This is a genomic window from Kribbella caucasensis (genome assembly GCF_004361855.1).
Taxonomy (GTDB): Bacteria; Actinomycetota; Actinomycetes; order Propionibacteriales; family Kribbellaceae; genus Kribbella; species Kribbella caucasensis.
Genome location: NZ_SNWQ01000004.1, coordinates 14,212 through 29,451, shown reverse-complemented (window position 1 = coordinate 29,451; position 15,240 = coordinate 14,212). Strand labels below are relative to the sequence as shown.

Below are 15,240 nucleotides of genomic sequence, written 5' to 3'. Positions count from 1 at the left end.
CGCCACCCATGCCATCGACACATCCTCTCGCCGCCGGACTGCTCGTCGCGAACCGCGGCGAGATCGCGATCCGGATCATCCGGGCAGCCACGGACGCCGGCATCCGGACGGTCGCGATCCACCCGGCGGACGACGCCGACAGCCTGCACGTCGGGTACGCGGACGAGGCTGTGCTGATTCCGGGTCGTGGAGCGGCCGCCTACCTGGACATGGAAGCGGTGCTGGGTGCGGCGCGGGGCAGCGGCTGTGCCGCGGTTCATCCGGGGTACGGCTTTCTGAGCGAGGATGCGGATTTCGCGAGCCGGTGCGAACAAGCCGGACTGGTGTTCGTGGGGCCGCCGGCGCAGACGCTGGCCCTGTTCGGGGACAAGGTCGCGGCGCGCCGCCTCGCCGTCGAGCACGGGGTTCCGGTCGCCGCCGCGACGGACGGGGCCATCGACGTCGAGCTGGCGCGGACGTTCTTCCAAGGTCTTGGTGAAGACGCCGCTGTGCTGGTGAAAGCGGTCTCGGGTGGCGGCGGCCGCGGGATGCGCGAGGTCCGCTCGCTGGCCGAGCTGGAGGAAGCGCTGGAGCGGGCTCGCTCGGAAAGCCGGTCCGCGTTCGGCCGGTCGGAGGTGTACCTCGAGCAGATCGTCGAGAATGCCCGGCACGTGGAGATCCAAGTGCTCGGCGACGGTACCGGCGCGGTCACTCATTTCGGCGAGCGCGAGTGCAGCATCCAGCGTCGGCACCAGAAGCTGATCGAGATCGCGCCGGCGGTCGGCTTGGCTGACGAGGTTCGCCAGGCGCTGATCGATCATGCGGTCACGCTTGCCCAGGCGGTCTCGTACCGCGGGCTGGGCACGTTCGAGTTCCTGGTCGGGTCGACCGGTTCCTGCGTCTTCATCGAGGCCAACCCGCGGCTCCAGGTCGAGCACACCGTCACTGAGGAGGTCACCGGTGTCGACCTCGTCGGAGCCCAACTGGCCGTCGCGGGTGGCACTACGCTCGCCGAGTTGGGGCTCAACCAGGAACGGGTGCCGGCGCCGCACGGGCGCGCGATCCAAGTGCGGGTGGCGGCGGAGTCGATCGCAGCGGACGGGGTCGCCCGGGCCTCGTCGGGTACGGTCGCGGTCTTCCAACCGCCGACCGGTCCTGGAATCCGGGTGGACACGCATTGCTACTCGGGCTACGGAATCAACCCGGCCTACGACTCACTACTCGCCAAGGTGATCGTGCACGCTGCCTCCGCCGACATGGATGTGCTCGCCCGGAAGGCCGATCGTGCGCTGGCCGACCTGCGCACGCTCGGCGTCCGCACCAACACCGGCCTGCTGCGCGCGATCCTTGCCCGGCCGGAGCTGGTCAAGGGAACGGCGGGCACGACCTTCGTGGAGACTCGGCTCGCCGAGCTGGTCGCCGCCGCGCCGCCGGACCCAACGCCTCCCGCCGTCACGGACGAGCGGGTCGCGGCCGACGTACCCGACCTCGCGGACGACCGCGCTCTGCGGGCGCCGATGAGCGGCGTGGTGCTGTCGCTTGCGGTCGGCGAAGGTGACACGGTCACTGCTGGCGCGCCGCTGCTGGTGCTCGAGGCGATGAAGATGGAGACCGTGGTCCGAGCGCCGTACGCCGCGACTCTTGCCGGTGTCCTGGTGGAGCCGGGGGAGCAGGTTCAGGAGGGCCGGCCGCTTCTTCTGCTGGACGAGGGAGCCGCCGCGGGCGACGACGCGGATCTCGTCGAGATCGACCTCGACGAGATCCGCCCGGACCTTGCCGAGCTGTTGTTGCGGCGGCGACTCACCCTGGACGAGGCGCGCCCGGAGGCGGTCCAGGCGCGGCACAGCCAGGGACGCCGTACGGCCAGAGAGAACGTCGCCGACCTCTGCGACCCGACCGGGTTCATCGAGTACGGCGCCTTGGCGATCGGATCGCTACGGGCCCGGCGGGATGTGGACGAGCTGATCGTCCGAACGCCGGCGGACGGGCTGGTCGCTGGGATCGGCAGCGTCAACGGGGTTCTGGTCGGACCGGAGCGAGCGCAGTGCGCGGTGATGTCGTACGACTACACGGTGCTCGCCGGCACCCAGGGGCATCAGGGCCACCGCAAGAAGGACCGGCTCTTCGAGCTGATCGACCGGCTGTCGCTTCCGCTGGTCTTCTTCACCGAAGGTGGTGGCGGCCGACCAGGCGAGACCGACTATCCAGGCGTCGGGTACGGCGACATGCCGACGTTCTCGCTGTTCGCGCGACTGAGCGGCCGGGTGCCGCTGGTGGGGGTCGCGTCGGGGCACTGTTTTGCTGGGAATGCCGCACTGCTCGGCTGCTGCGATGTCATCATCGCGACCCGGGACGCGTCGATCGGGATGGGCGGTCCGGCCATGATCGAGGGTGGAGGCCTTGGCCGGTTCGCTGCCGCGGACGTCGGCCCTGTCGATGTCCACACTGCCAGCGGCGTCGTCGACGTCCTCGTCGACGACGATGCGGCGGCGGTGGCGGTGGCGCGGCAGTACCTGTCTTATTTCCAAGGATCTGTCGCCGTGTGGGAGGCGCCCGACCAGCGGCTGCTGCGGCACGCCGTCCCGGAGAACCGCCGACGCAGCTACGACGTGCATGCGGTGATCGACGGTCTGGCTGACATCGGGTCGGTGCTGGAGTTGCGGTCCGCGTTCGCCCCAGCGATGGTGGCTTGCCTGGCTCGCATCGAGGGTCGCCCGGTCGGCATCCTGGCCAACAACCCCGCGCAACGTGGTGGTGCGATCGATGCGGACGGCGCCGATAAGGCGGCCAGGTTCGTGAGGCTTTGTCAGGACCACGGGCTGCCTCTGGTCACATTGTGCGATACCCCCGGCTTCATGGTCGGGCTGGAGGCCGAGAAGCAGGCGCAGGTACGCCGCTTCGCGCAGCTTTTTCTCTGCGGGGCGAACCTCACCGTGCCGACGTTCACGATCATCCTGCGCAAGGCTTACGGCCTGGGCGCGATCGCGATGGCCGGCGGCGGATGGCGGACGCCGGTTCTCACCGCGGCGTGGCCGACCGGTGAGCTCGGCGGTATGGGGGTCGAGGGGTCGGTGCGTCTCGGTTATCGGCGTGAGCTGGAGGCGATCGCCGACGACAACGAACGGCGAGCGTTGTTCGATCAATTGGTCCAGGAGGCGCATCGGCACGGTAGCGCGATAAATGCGGCCACCTACTTCGAGATCGACGATGTGATCGACCCCGCAGAGACCCGGTCGAGGCTGGTGGCCGGGCTGCGGATGGCGCAGACCCGCGCCGGGGCTACAGAGTCATGCTGAGGCCGCCGTCCACCGGCAGCACGGCCCCGGTGACGAAGGCGCCACCAGGTCCGGCGAGGTAGCAGACAGCGGCGGCGATCTCCTCCGGGCGGCCAAGCCGGCCGAGCGGGGTGCGCGCACGGAAGTCGGCGGCATCGGCGGCCAGGAGCCCGCTGGTCATGCGGGTCTCGACGATGCCTGGCGCCACCGCGTTCACGGTCACGTGGCGCGGCCCGAGCTCACGAGCCAAGACCCTGGTCAGATGGTGCAGACCAGCTTTGCTGGCCGCGTAGGAGTAGTTATCCCGGTCCGCGACCCGAAGGCCTTCCATCGAGCCGATGTTGACGACCCGGGCCGGGGCGTCGGCCGAGCCGGTGGACTCGAGCAGCGGGACCAGTGCCTGGGTCAGCAGGAACGGCGCGCGCAGGTTGAGGTCCATGACCTTGTCCCAGCCCCGGACCGGGAACGCTTCGAATGGTGCGGCCCAGGCGGTACCGGCGTTGTTCACCAGGATGTCGAGCTGCTCTGCCTCCTCGCTCACCTGGTCGGCCAGCGCACGTACGCCATCCGGGCTCGCGATGTCCGCAGCCAGCGGGCTGCATCGGCCGATAGCTCCAAGCTCGGCCGCTGCGGTCTGGCACGCCTCCGCGGTCCGCCCGCTGATCAGCAAGCGTGCACCTGCCTTGGCCAGTGCGTGGGCGATCGCGCGTCCGAGGCCGCCCGTGGCACCGGTGACCAGCGCGGTGCGCCCGGTCAGGTCCACAGCCGCGATCGTCATAGGACGAGCAGGTTCTTGCGGATCTTGCCCGAGGCGGTGCGTGGCAGCTCGGCGCTGATCCGCACCTCGGGCACCTTGTAGTCGGCCAGCCGCTCCGCGCACCACTGCCGGAGCGCCTCGGCGTCGATCGTGCCGGCGGCGATCGGTGTGATCTCGACGAACGCGACCGGACGTTCGCCGCTGCGCGGGTTCGAGGTCCCGACCACCCCGCAACCGACGACATCCGGATGGCCGCCGAGCACTGCCTCGATCTCGGCCGGGAAGACGCTCATCCCGTTGACCTTGAGCATCTCCTTGCGGCGGCCGAGGAAATGCAGGAACCCGTGTTCGTCGATCATGCCGATGTCTCCAGTGGCGAGCCATCCGTCGTGATCGTCGTCGTCGGCGTTCCAGTAGCCGCGCATGACAGCAGGGCTGCGGACACAGATCTCGCCTTCCGCACCGAGGGCGCACAGCGTCCGGGTCTCGAAGTCGACGATCTTGAACTCCGTGCCGGGCATGGGAAGCCCGCAGAAGACCGGCCGGCTGTGCAGATCTTGGTCGCCGTCGTTCAGCCCGGTGACGAAGGTGTCGAAGGTGTGCGTCTCGGTCATCCCGTACGCCGCCTCGCGCAGGACGGCGGTGCTGCCGGACACCTCACGCCAGCGCTGGCGGACCTCGATCGTCAGTCTGTGCACGAACGACGCCGCGACGGTCGTCGCCAGGCTGGAGAGATCGTGTTCGCCGACGTCCGGGTGGTCCATCAGGTCCAGGTAGCTGTCCACGGTCCCAGCGAGTTCGGTGACGCGGTACCGCTCGACGCCGGTGAGGACCGCGTCCGGGGACCAGCGGGCCAGCAACACGCACGTGCCGCCGACGAAGACCGGCAGGATCGCGGCGAGCACCTCACCGGCGATCCAGAACGCAGGAAGGAACACCAACGCGGTCCCGGAGCGTTCGCCGTGACCGAGCTTCCAGGCGCTGGTCAGGCAGGCGGCGGTGTAGACCATGTGCCGGTGGGTGTGCTCGCAGCCCTTCGGTAGTCCGGTAGTCCCGCCAGTGAAGTTGAGGGCTGCGAGATCGTCGAGGCCGACGGTCGGCAGCTGATCCGGTGCGGACGCGGTGAGGGCGTCGTCCCAGCCGACCATGCCGGGCGGAGGTGCCGTGACCGGCGTACGGACCAGGTCCGGCACCGGCAGGGTCGGCGAGTCGGGAAGGTAGCTGCTCAGGCTGGTGACGATCACATGCCGCAGCGGCGACTTGGCGCGCACTTCTTCGACTGCGGGCAGCAGCGCGTCCCAGGCGATCAGGACGTCGGCGCCGCTCTCGTCCAGCTCGTGAATGATCTCGGCCTCCTTGGACATCGGGCTCACCGGAACGTGCACCGCACCGATCCTCAGGATCGCGTGGAAGGCGATCAGGAACTGCGGACAGTTCGGCAGCATCACGGCGATCCGGTCGCCAGGCCGGACGCCGGCGCCGACGAGATGGCCGCCGATACTGTCCACCGCGGCGTCGAACGCGGCGTACGTGAGCTCGGTGCCGTAATAGACGACTGCCACGCGCTCCGGCTGAGTGCGCGCCCAGCCACGGAGGGACTCGCTCAAGGTCTGCTCGCCCAGTGGGTAGGTGGGCGCTGTCGGCACGTCCGGCGGCCAGCTCGACAGCTGTCGACGCCGAAGATCGGCCAGGTAGTCCCGTTCGTCACGGTTCATGGTGTGTGGCTGCTCTCTTGGCGGGTGGGCAAGAACCGGGGTAATCTGTTCTACAGAATAGCATTCTGTCAACCGTACGGAGATGGCTCGTGAGCGACAATCCACTGCGTCTGGCGGTGATCATCGGGAGCAACCGCGAAGGCCGCTTGGCACCCGTGGTTGCCAACTGGTTCCTCGGCCTGGTCGAGGCGCACCCGAGCTACGTCTTGGACCTGCTGGATCTCGCAGAGGTGAAGCTGCCGGAGACACAGGCGCAGAAGCCGGCCTTCCTCGGCGCATACGACTCGCCCCTGGTGGAAGCGTTCGCGGAGCGCATCGAGGCGGCGGACGCCTACGTCGTCATCACGCCCGAGTACAACCACGGCTATCCCGCGTCGCTGAAGCATGCGATCGACTCGGTCTACCACGAGTGGAAGGGAAAACCCGTCTCGTTCGTGTCGTACGGCGGTGTAGGCGGTGGCATGCGGGCGATCGAGCAGCTGCGACTGGTCTTCGCCGAACTGCACACCGTGACTGTCAGGAACACGGTGTGCATACCGATGGCACGCCTCGCCTTCGACGCGAATGGTGTCCCACTCGAGCGAGAGCCTCTCGAGACCGCGGCCGCGACACTCCTGACCGAGCTCGGCTGGTGGGCGCGGGCGTTGCGTTCTGCACGTTCGGCGAACGGGTTTCCTCGGTGAGCGACTCCACCGCAGTCCGCAACCTCATCATCGTCGGCTCCGGCCCGGCCGGTTACACCGCCGCGGTGTACGCCGCACGCGCGGCGCTGCAGCCGTTGGTGTTCGAGGGCTCCGTCACCGCCGGTGGCGCGCTGATGAACACCACCGAGGTGGAGAACTTCCCCGGCTTCTCGCAGGGCATCATGGGCCCGGCGCTGATGGACGAGATGCGCACCCAGGCCGAGCGCTTCGGCGCTGAGCTGGTGGCGGACGACGTCACCAAGTTCGACCTGACCGGCGATATCAAGGTGGTCACCGACTCGGCCGGCACCGAGCACCGCGCCAAGGCCGTCATCCTGGCGATGGGTTCGGGCTACAGCAAGCTGGGCCTGTCCGACGAGGACCGGATGTCCGGGCACGGTGTGTCCTGGTGTGCGACCTGCGATGGCTTCTTCTTCCGCGACCACGAGATCGCGGTCGTCGGCGGTGGCGACTCCGCCGTCGAGGAGGCCACCTTCCTGACCAAGTTCGCGAAGAAGGTGCACCTGGTGCACCGCCGCGACGAGCTGCGGGCCTCGAAGATCATGGCCGACCGGGCGTACGCCAACGACAAGATCGAGTTCCAGTGGAACTCCGCGGTCGACAAGATCCACGGTGAGGACAAACTCACCCACCTGACCCTGAAGGACACCGTCACCGGCGAGACCCGCGAGCTGCCGGCCACCGGCCTGTTCATCGCGATCGGCCACGACCCGCGATCGGAGCTGGTCAAGGGCCAGGTCGACCTGGACGACGAGGGCTACGTGCTGGTCAAGCAGGACAGCACCGAGACCAACCTGCGCGGCGTGTTCGCGGCCGGCGACCTGGTGGACCACACCTACCGGCAGGCGATCACCGCGGCCGGCACCGGCTGTGCCGCCGCCCTGGACGCCGAGCGCTACCTGGCCGCCGTGGAGGACGCCGAGCACGCCGCAGCCGCCACCGAGCCTGTCTCAGTCTGACCTGAACCTCTGCTGCACGTCTGAGCGCGGGGGAGGGGCTATCTCGAACTCCGAACCCGCTGATTTCCAGCTCGGATCGGTTGCCGATGACGCGCGAAATAGCTCGTGACCTGCAGGTCTGCCACACCAAGACGCGCACTGCTTCTCACGGTCGCGCAATGGCGCTCGTTGAATGATGTGCGTAAGGACGCGTAACGACAGCGACGGGTACGATCTCCGGTCGCGACTGAAGTTGCTTGGTCGACGTCGACAACGACGTGTGCCCCTGACCTTGCCTGCTACACCGTGTCATGGCCTGCCCGTGTGCTGGCTGCCGTGGGCGGTGAGGATCAAGCACTCGTCATCGACGAGGTAGACCACATCCGGCAGGGCGGCGGGCCAACCACGAATTCCGGGTCCGATGCCGAGTGCGGAGGCCATCGACTCATGGAGCTCTCGTCCGGGCCGAGGACATCGGCGAACATCTCCCGCGGATCGTCCACCAGTGAATTGGTTGACCGGTCGACCGATTGTGGCTAACGTGACTCTCAACCCAGATCTGTGGAGGCGGCGTGGAGTCATATGCCAGGGGTGAGGTCAGTACACCGCTGTTGGAGCAGACGATCGGGGCGAACCTCGAGATGGCGGTGCGGCGGTATGGCAGCAGGGAGGCACTTGTCGAGATGGCCACCGGCCGGCGCTGGACCTACGGCGAGCTCGGCCGGGACGTCGATGCGTTGGCGCGTGGGTTGATCGCTGCCGGCATCGAAAAGGGCGAGCGGGTCGGCATGTGGGCCCCCAACTGTGCTGAGTGGACGATCACGCAGTACGCAACCGCGAGGATTGGCGCGATCCTGGTCAACATCAACCCCGCTTACCAGACCCACGAGCTGGCGTATGTGCTCAAGCAGGCTGGGGTGAAGCTGCTCGTTGCGGCGACATCGTTCAAAACCAGCGACTACAGAGCGATGGTGAACGAAGTGCGACCCCAATTGGTGGCGCTCGAACGGGTTGTCTACGTGGGCACGGCGGACTGGGATCTCCTCATCGAGGGCGGTACGGGGATCGACGCGCAGGCCCTGGCTGAGCACAGCCAGGCGCTGGGCCCGAACGACCCGATCAACATCCAGTACACCTCCGGTACGACAGGGTTCCCGAAGGGCGCGACGCTGTCACATCGGAACATCCTCAACAACGGCTACTTCACCACTGAGCTGATCAAGCTCACAGCCGAGGATCGACTCGCGATTCCGGTGCCGTTTTACCACTGCTTCGGCATGGTGCTGGGCAATCTCGGGTGCACCTCCCACGGAGCCGCCATGGTCATCCCCGCGCCTGGGTTCGACCCAAGCCTGACGTTGCGCTCCATCGCCGACGAGCGGTGCACCGCTGTCTATGGCGTGCCGACGATGTTCATCGCGATGCTGAACGCGCCTGACTTCGAGTCGTTCGACGTCTCCTCGCTGCGCACCGGGATCATGGCCGGATCACCATGTCCGGTCGAGGTGATGAGGCGCTGTATCGACGAGATGGGGATGGTAGAGGTGGCGATCTGCTATGGCATGACCGAGACATCCCCCGTGTCGACCCAGACCCGGGTCGACGATGACCTTGCCCGACGTACGGCGACCATCGGCCGGGCGCATCCGCAGGTGGAGATCAGAGTCTGTGACCCGGCGACCGGCGTCACCGTTGAGCGGTGTGTGCCAGGTGAGTTTTGCACCCGAGGGTACTCAGTGATGCTTGGCTACTGGAACGACCCCGAGAAGACCGCGGAGGCGATCGATGCCGACGGCTGGATGCATACCGGCGACCTGGCTGTGATGGGGGAGGACGGCTACTGCGCCATCGTTGGTCGGATCAAGGACATGGTCATCCGCGGCGGCGAGAACATCTACCCGCGTGAGATCGAGGAGTTCCTTCACGCTCATCCCGACGTCGAGGATGTGCAGGTCGTGGGAGTGCCCGATGAGAAGTTCGGCGAGGAGTTGTGCGCTTGGCTCAAACTACGGGCCGGCGCACCGGCGCTGGACGCGACCGCTGTCCGTCAGTTCGCGTCAGGAAAGCTCGCCCATTACAAGATTCCTCGCTACGTCCTCGTCGTTGACGATTTCCCGATGACGGTTACTGGCAAGGTCAGGAAGGTTGAGATGCGCGAACAGTCAGCCCGGTTGCTTCGCCTCGGCTGAGCCAAGATCCGCCGATCAATCGGTTGGCGACGGTGGCGAACTGCCACAGTGTCGGCCGCTTCAGGAACTCTGCAGGAGGTTTGATGATTTCCGAGGTGTCGAGTGGTGGCCACTTCGACGCGATAGTCGTTGGCGCCGGCCTCGCAGGACTGTCAGCAGCGAAGCGGCTCGCGGCTGCCGGTCATCGTGTCGCAGTTGTCGAGGCCAATGGCCGTGTCGGCGGCCGGACGTGGACCGGGGTGGAGCCCGGCGGAGCGCTCGACTATGGCGGCATGTTCATCGGTCTTCGACATGACGAGTCGACGAAGCTCGGCCGGGAACTTGGGCTTGAGATCTCGTCGGCTCGCCGGCACGGGGACATGGTCTATGTGTTTCCCGGCCGAACTATTCGCGCCCCCGAGGGTGATCTGAGCTCTGTCTGGCCAAAGGCAACCGACCTCTACACGTCGTTCTCCCTTGTCGATGCCATCTGTGACCGCGTCGGCACAGAAGCACCGTGGGATACACCAGAGGCGTCGCAGCTGGACAGCATCACGATCTCAACCTGGCTCGACCGTAACGTGACAGATCCGGACGTCCGCCGGATCTTCGAGACTGAGGTCAACGGCCTCATGGGTGCCTCTGCAGCCGAAGTCTCAATGCTCTATTGGGCGTGGTACATCAAGACGTGCGAGGGCGTGAACTCGATCCGGTTCGATGTCAACGACTCACTGTGGATCGGCGGTTCCCAGCAGATCAGCGAGGGGGTCGCCGCGCGCCTCGATGCGCCAGTGGTGCTGGATTGGCCAGTCACGCGCATCGATGACAGTGGCGACAGGGTGGCGGTCTACTCCGGGGACCAGGTCTTGACCGCGCGGGCTGTGATCCTGGCGATGCCGCCCAGTGCTGCCCAGATGATCCGGTTCCATCCGTTGCTGCCCGTCAACCGGCGCCAGATCCAGGCACGCTCGCCGCTCGGCCGGATGGTGAAGATACAGGCTCGATTCGACGAGCCGTTCTGGCGCGAGGACGGCCTCAGCGGCGAAATCTGCGACACCACCGGAGTCGGTGTGGTCATCGACGTCACGCGGCCAGGGGACGACCTCGCGACGGTGGTCGGCTTCACCGGAGGAAGCGACTACGACAGCTACATGTCGATGCCGCCCGAGGATCGGCGCGCCCGATTCGTCGACGTACTCACGCTCGCCTACGGGGACCGAGCGAAGACACCGGTCTTCTACCACGAGACCGCATGGCCCGAGCAGCAGTGGCAGCTCGGCGGACCAGTGACCTACATGCCGCCGGGCGTGCTCAGCACTACGGGAGACGCGCTTCGTGCGCCTGCCGGACGCGTGTACTTCGCCGGCACAGAGACCTCGACTGTGTACAACGGGTTCATGGAGGGCGCGGTGCGCTCCGGCTACGCCGCAGCCGAGCAGATCTCGCGGCAATTCCCGATCGAATCATCCTGAGAGGACACCTATGCCGACCTTCACCCCTCTGATTCCAGCCACCGCGGCCGCCAATGCGGCGGAGTTCTGCTACTCCCCGGGCCTCGTGGTCGACGGGTGGCTGCACATCTCGGGACACATCGGATTCGCCCCGGACGGAAGTGTTCCGAGCAGTCGCGCAGAGCAGGCGGAGAATGCTTTCCGGGCCATTGGGGAGGTGCTCGCATTGGCCGGCGCCGCCTTCTCGAACGTCGTCTCGCTGATCTCGTACCACACCGACGACGTTGCAGAGAACGAAGACTGGTTCAACCCGATCAAGGACTCGTTCCTTCCTGAGCCGCCGTTTCCGGCCTGCGCGGCGATCGGTGTTGCCAGCCTCGCTGTATCGGGAGCTGTAGTGGAGATCGCCGCGGTTGCGAAGCTCTGATCACTCGCGGGGCGGACAACATGTGCTGCTTGCGATCGACGCCAGCCCTCAGTCGCATGTCGTCACCACTGTCCGACTGGCCGCTCGGGGCCGCAGGGCAATCGGGGGACTATGCTGCTGATGCGACAATTGGTATTCCGGTGAACCAAAGGAGTTCCGGTGAGTAGCGCACCGCTTCCCGACTTCAGGCTCGACGAGCGCGAGTCGCCCGAGGTCGAACTCACACGGAAGCTGCTGGGGTACCTGTTGTCGGGTGACCTGGCACCCGGCCAGAAGATCCCACCTGAGCGGGCGATGGCTGAGACTCTCGGTGTCGGTCGGGCGGCGGTCCGGAACTCGATCAAATCCCTCGCCCTGCTGGGACTGATCGAGCAGCGGCAAGGAGATGGCACCTACCTTGCCAGCCGCGAGTCCGACTTTCTCCCTCGCGTCATCGAGTGGGGCCTCCTGCTGGGAGAACGCAAGATCACCGATCTGCTGGAGCTGCGCACGACCCTCGAGGTCTCACTCGCAGGCCTCGCGGCGGCGCGCCGGACCGAGCAGCAGGCCATTGAACTTCGAACCCTGGTCACGCAGATGGAGCTCACGAAGGACCCCGCGGTCTATATCGAGACCGACGTCCTCCTGCACCTGGCGATCGCGCGTGCATCGGGCAACAGCGCGATGGCCAACATCTTGTCGAACGTCCAGTCGTTACTCCGGGTTTGGGCAACGCGCGTGATCCTGACGGCAGGTGAGACGGAAACCTCGCTCGCGATGCACACCCCGATCGTCAACGCCATCGTCGAGGGAGACGTCACGAAGGCCGAAGATGCGATGCGCGCCCACATGGAGCGTGCGGTACGCCGGCTCCTGGCGTCGATCGCGGACCAGAGCACCGACTGACGTCGGCAGCCTGGTATGTCGGCAGCATCACTCTTCGCCAAATTGGTTGACCGGTTGGCCTTTGTTCTCTTAGTGTTAGCCCACCGGAGGCAGCGCGAAGCATCCAGAGAAGGGCAAGCCAGACCAATGACTGCATCATCGCCCCGCGTGCCGTTGCTCGAGGCCCGTGGCATCACCAAGCACTTTGGGGGAGTCGAAGCACTGCGCGGCGCAGACTTCACCGTCTTCGAGAACGAGGTCGTCGCCCTCATCGGGGACAACGGCGCCGGCAAGAGCACGCTGGTCAAGATCCTGTCGGGAGCGCAGCCGCCGACGTCGGGTCAGATTCTTGTCGAAGGCGTGGAGACGAAGCTGCGCAGCGCAACAGATGCCCGCGCGGCCGGAATCGAGACCGTGTTCCAGGACCTCGCCCTGGCTCCGCAACTCGACGCGGTCGCAAATCTGTATCTAGGACGTGAACTCCAGACCCGGAACCGGATCTTCCGCGCCTTCGGATGGCTGGACCACAAGGCGATGCGCACCAACGCGGAAGCAGTTCTCACCGATCTCGGTGTGAAGATCAAGGACATCCGTAAGCCCATCTCCGCGCTCTCCGGTGGCCAGCGCCAGGGTGTGGCGGTGGCTCGAGCGGTCAACTGGTCGAGCAAAGTCGTGTTCATGGACGAGCCGACAGCGGCTCTCGGCGTCGTCCAGACCAGACAGGTGCTGGACACGATCCGGCGGGTCCGGGACTCGGGCAAGTCGGTGGTCCTGGTCAGCCACAACATGGACGACATCCTGGCGGTGGCGGACCGCATCGAGGTCCTCCGCCTTGGTCAACGGGTCCGGGTCTTCACGTCAGCCGAAGCGACCCTTAACGGACTGGTAGCCGCCATGACCGGCGCGCCCGTGACTGAAGGAGTGAAATGACGAACCTTGCCGAGGTCACACGTAAACGGGTCTCGAAGATCCATGCCGGCGAGCTTTCCTCCGCCACCTGGGTGACAGCAGCGCTATTCCTGATTCTCGCCCTCTTCATCATCATGAACCCCGCCGAGTTCGGCACGGCGTCCAATTTGTCCAACATTGCCCTCGACGCCTCTATCCTGCTGGTTCTGGCCGTTGGGGGGACTTACGTCCTCATCACCGGCGGCGTCGACCTGTCCATCGGATCGGTTCTCGTGTTCTCTTCTGTCGCCGGGGCCAAGGTCATGCAGCACTTCGGTGGAGCGGGCGGCGACGCCGTGATCGGGGGCCTGGCCGCCGCATTGGTTGCCGGCGCCGGATGGGGGTTCATCAACGGTTTCGTCATCACCAGGATGCGCGTAGCTCCGCTCGTGGTGACGTTGGGGACTCTCGGCATGGCGCTCGGGTTCGCGCTGATGTGGGCCGGCGGCAACGACTTGCAGGGTGTTCCGCCCAATCTCGTCTACAGGTTTGGCCTTGGGAACATTCTGCCGGGAATCCCGGCGGTCGCCACTGTCGCCGCCTTCGTCGCCCTTGTCGCCGGCGTCGTACTGGCGTGGACGAAGTTCGGCCGTTACACCTACGCGATCGGCTCCAACAGTGAGTCCTCGAAGCGGGCCGGCATCGCGGTCGACCGTCACCTGATCAAGGTGTACATGCTGGGCGGACTCCTGGCCGGCCTGGCCGGCTTCTTGTCCTTGGCTCGCTTCGGCACCACCAGCATCGCCGGCCACAACCTGGACAACATGAACGCCCTCACCGGCGTGATCATCGGCGGAACCAGCCTGTACGGAGGCGTTGGCAAAGTCTTTGGAACCGTTATCGGGACTCTGATCCCCGCAGTTCTTCAGAACGGATTCGTCATCGCCGGTTTGCCGCCGTACTGGCAACAGGTCGCGGTGGGCGCCGTACTCATTTTCGCAGTCTATCTCGACCGTGCGCGCCGAGATGCAGAGCTGAGCTAGCTGCGATCCTCAGAAAGGTACAAACATGGCAAGCAGGCGTCTGCGCCCAAGTGTGACGATCATCATGGCCTTGGGTGCACTCACGTTGGGGTACGTATCGGCGTGTGGTTCGAACGCCGAAGGATCCTCCGCCGGCTCCGCGGAACACAAGATCGCGCTGATCACCGCGGCCCGGAACAACCCGTTCTTCAGCCCGATGGAGTGTGGGGCGAAGAAGGCACTCGGTGAACTCGGGGGCGGCAAGCTCGAGGTCAGCGCCCCCAGCACGCCCGGCGACGTGCCAGGGATGGTGCAGATCATCAACGCGGCCATGGCGAAGAAACCCGACGCCATCGTGATCGATCCCATCGACACAGCGGCGTTCTCGCCGGCTCTGCGAGCCGCCAAGGACAAGGGCATCAAGGTGGTGCTCGTCGACAACACGCTCACCGACGCCAAGTCCTATGACACTGCGATCGGCGCCAACAACGAGGTCGGGGGCGAGCAAGCAGGCCAGGAGATGGTCAAGGCGCTCGGCGGTCAGGGCAAGGTGCTTACCCTCAACGGGTTCCCCGGCCAGGAGACCCTGACCGCTCGCGAAGAGGGCTTCAAGAAGGCGGTTTCGGGTTCTCCTGGTATCGACTACCTCGGAGTGCAGTACTCCAAGCAGGACGCGACCACAGCGGCGTCCGTAACCGCCGCAGCCCTGGCGAAGACCCCTGACCTGAAAGGAATCTGGGCCACGAGCTACAACGACATGATCGGCGCGGTGAACGCACTCAAGCGGGCGAACAAGCTGAGCCAAGTCACCGTCATCGCCTGGGACACGACTGAGGACCAGGTCAAGATGGTCCGCGACGGCGAGATCCACGCGCTCGTCGGCCAATCACCCGAACTGATGGGCTACAACGGCGTTCAGAGTGCCTACAAGCTCTTCGACGGCACCACGGTTCCGCAAAGCCAGCCCCTGGACACGCTCCTCATCACCAAGAGCAACGTCGACGATCCGAAGACCGCTCAGTACTTCTACACCACGAAGTGCGATTCCTGAG

Annotated in this window: 12 protein-coding genes; 10 read left to right on the top strand and 2 right to left on the bottom strand. The window is 66.2% G+C overall.

The annotated features are described in order from the left end of the window. Nucleotides 1–8 precede the first annotated feature (8 nt). Nucleotides 9–3,275 carry a carboxyl transferase domain-containing protein gene (locus EV643_RS10080; RefSeq protein ID WP_133799743.1) on the top strand — a complete coding sequence of 1,089 codons (3,267 nt, stop codon included), beginning with the start codon at nucleotides 9–11 and terminating at the stop codon, nucleotides 3,273–3,275. Here EV643_RS10080 and EV643_RS10075 read toward each other — a convergent pair. Together EV643_RS10075 and EV643_RS10070 are read right to left on the bottom strand one after the other, a co-directional pair. Then, complete coding sequence (locus EV643_RS10075) at nucleotides 3,259–4,032, bottom strand: SDR family oxidoreductase (protein WP_133799742.1); 774 nt, start codon at nucleotides 4,030–4,032, stop codon at nucleotides 3,259–3,261. The genes EV643_RS10080 and EV643_RS10075 overlap by 17 nt on opposite strands. Beyond that, nucleotides 4,029–5,726, bottom strand: a complete 1,698-nt coding sequence (locus EV643_RS10070) for an AMP-binding protein (protein WP_133799741.1) — start codon at nucleotides 5,724–5,726, stop codon at nucleotides 4,029–4,031. Before EV643_RS10070 ends, EV643_RS10075 begins: the two co-directional genes overlap by 4 nt. Before the next feature lie 89 nt (nucleotides 5,727–5,815). Here EV643_RS10070 and EV643_RS10065 point away from each other — a divergent pair, with 89 nt between their 5' ends. From EV643_RS10065 to EV643_RS10025, 9 genes are all read left to right on the top strand, one after another. Beyond that, nucleotides 5,816–6,409 carry an NADPH-dependent FMN reductase gene (locus tag EV643_RS10065; RefSeq protein WP_133799740.1) on the top strand — a complete coding sequence of 198 codons (594 nt, stop codon included), beginning with the start codon at nucleotides 5,816–5,818 and terminating at the stop codon, nucleotides 6,407–6,409. Continuing rightward, nucleotides 6,406–7,389, top strand: coding sequence for a thioredoxin-disulfide reductase (trxB, locus tag EV643_RS10060; RefSeq protein ID WP_133799739.1), 984 nt, complete (start codon nucleotides 6,406–6,408; stop codon nucleotides 7,387–7,389). The genes EV643_RS10065 and trxB overlap by 4 nt, the downstream gene beginning before the upstream one ends. A gap of 551 nt (nucleotides 7,390–7,940) precedes the next feature. After that, complete coding sequence (locus EV643_RS10055) at nucleotides 7,941–9,557, top strand: AMP-binding protein (RefSeq protein ID WP_133799738.1); 1,617 nt, start codon at nucleotides 7,941–7,943, stop codon at nucleotides 9,555–9,557. 32 nt (nucleotides 9,558–9,589) lie between these two features. Beyond that, nucleotides 9,590–11,008, top strand: coding sequence for a flavin monoamine oxidase family protein (locus EV643_RS10050; protein WP_238165518.1), 1,419 nt, complete (start codon nucleotides 9,590–9,592; stop codon nucleotides 11,006–11,008). 10 nt (nucleotides 11,009–11,018) lie between these two features. After that, on the top strand, nucleotides 11,019–11,414 hold the full coding sequence (locus tag EV643_RS10045; RefSeq protein WP_133799736.1) for a Rid family hydrolase: 396 nt from the start codon (nucleotides 11,019–11,021) through the stop codon (nucleotides 11,412–11,414). A 159-nt stretch (nucleotides 11,415–11,573) separates the two neighbouring features. Next, nucleotides 11,574–12,299 (top strand): FadR/GntR family transcriptional regulator, encoded by a 726-nt coding sequence (locus EV643_RS10040; RefSeq protein ID WP_133799735.1) that lies wholly within the window; start codon nucleotides 11,574–11,576, stop codon nucleotides 12,297–12,299. Nucleotides 12,300–12,446: 147 nt separating this feature from the next. Further along, nucleotides 12,447–13,208, top strand: a complete 762-nt coding sequence (locus EV643_RS10035; protein ID WP_238165481.1) for an ATP-binding cassette domain-containing protein — start codon at nucleotides 12,447–12,449, stop codon at nucleotides 13,206–13,208. Beyond that, the gene (locus EV643_RS10030) at nucleotides 13,205–14,209 is read left to right on the top strand and encodes an ABC transporter permease (RefSeq protein ID WP_133799733.1); all 1,005 of its coding nucleotides are present in this window, start codon (nucleotides 13,205–13,207) and stop codon (nucleotides 14,207–14,209) included. The genes EV643_RS10035 and EV643_RS10030 overlap by 4 nt, the downstream gene beginning before the upstream one ends. A 25-nt stretch (nucleotides 14,210–14,234) precedes the next feature. Beyond that, entirely contained in the window at nucleotides 14,235–15,239 is a 1,005-nt protein-coding gene (locus EV643_RS10025) for a sugar ABC transporter substrate-binding protein (protein WP_133799732.1), read from the top strand. Nucleotide 15,240 lies beyond the last annotated feature (1 nt).

Coding starts and splice junctions, on each gene's coding strand:
- EV643_RS10030 (WP_133799733.1), top strand. CDS start 13,205: ATGACGAACCTTGCCGAGGTCACACGTAAACGGGTCTCGAAGATCCAT.
- EV643_RS10025 (WP_133799732.1), top strand. CDS start 14,235: ATGGCAAGCAGGCGTCTGCGCCCAAGTGTGACGATCATCATGGCCTTG.
- EV643_RS10075 (WP_133799742.1), bottom strand. CDS start 4,032: ATGACGATCGCGGCTGTGGACCTGACCGGGCGCACCGCGCTGGTCACC.
- EV643_RS10045 (WP_133799736.1), top strand. CDS start 11,019: ATGCCGACCTTCACCCCTCTGATTCCAGCCACCGCGGCCGCCAATGCG.
- EV643_RS10080 (WP_133799743.1), top strand. CDS start 9: ATGCCATCGACACATCCTCTCGCCGCCGGACTGCTCGTCGCGAACCGC.
- EV643_RS10070 (WP_133799741.1), bottom strand. CDS start 5,726: ATGAACCGTGACGAACGGGACTACCTGGCCGATCTTCGGCGTCGACAG.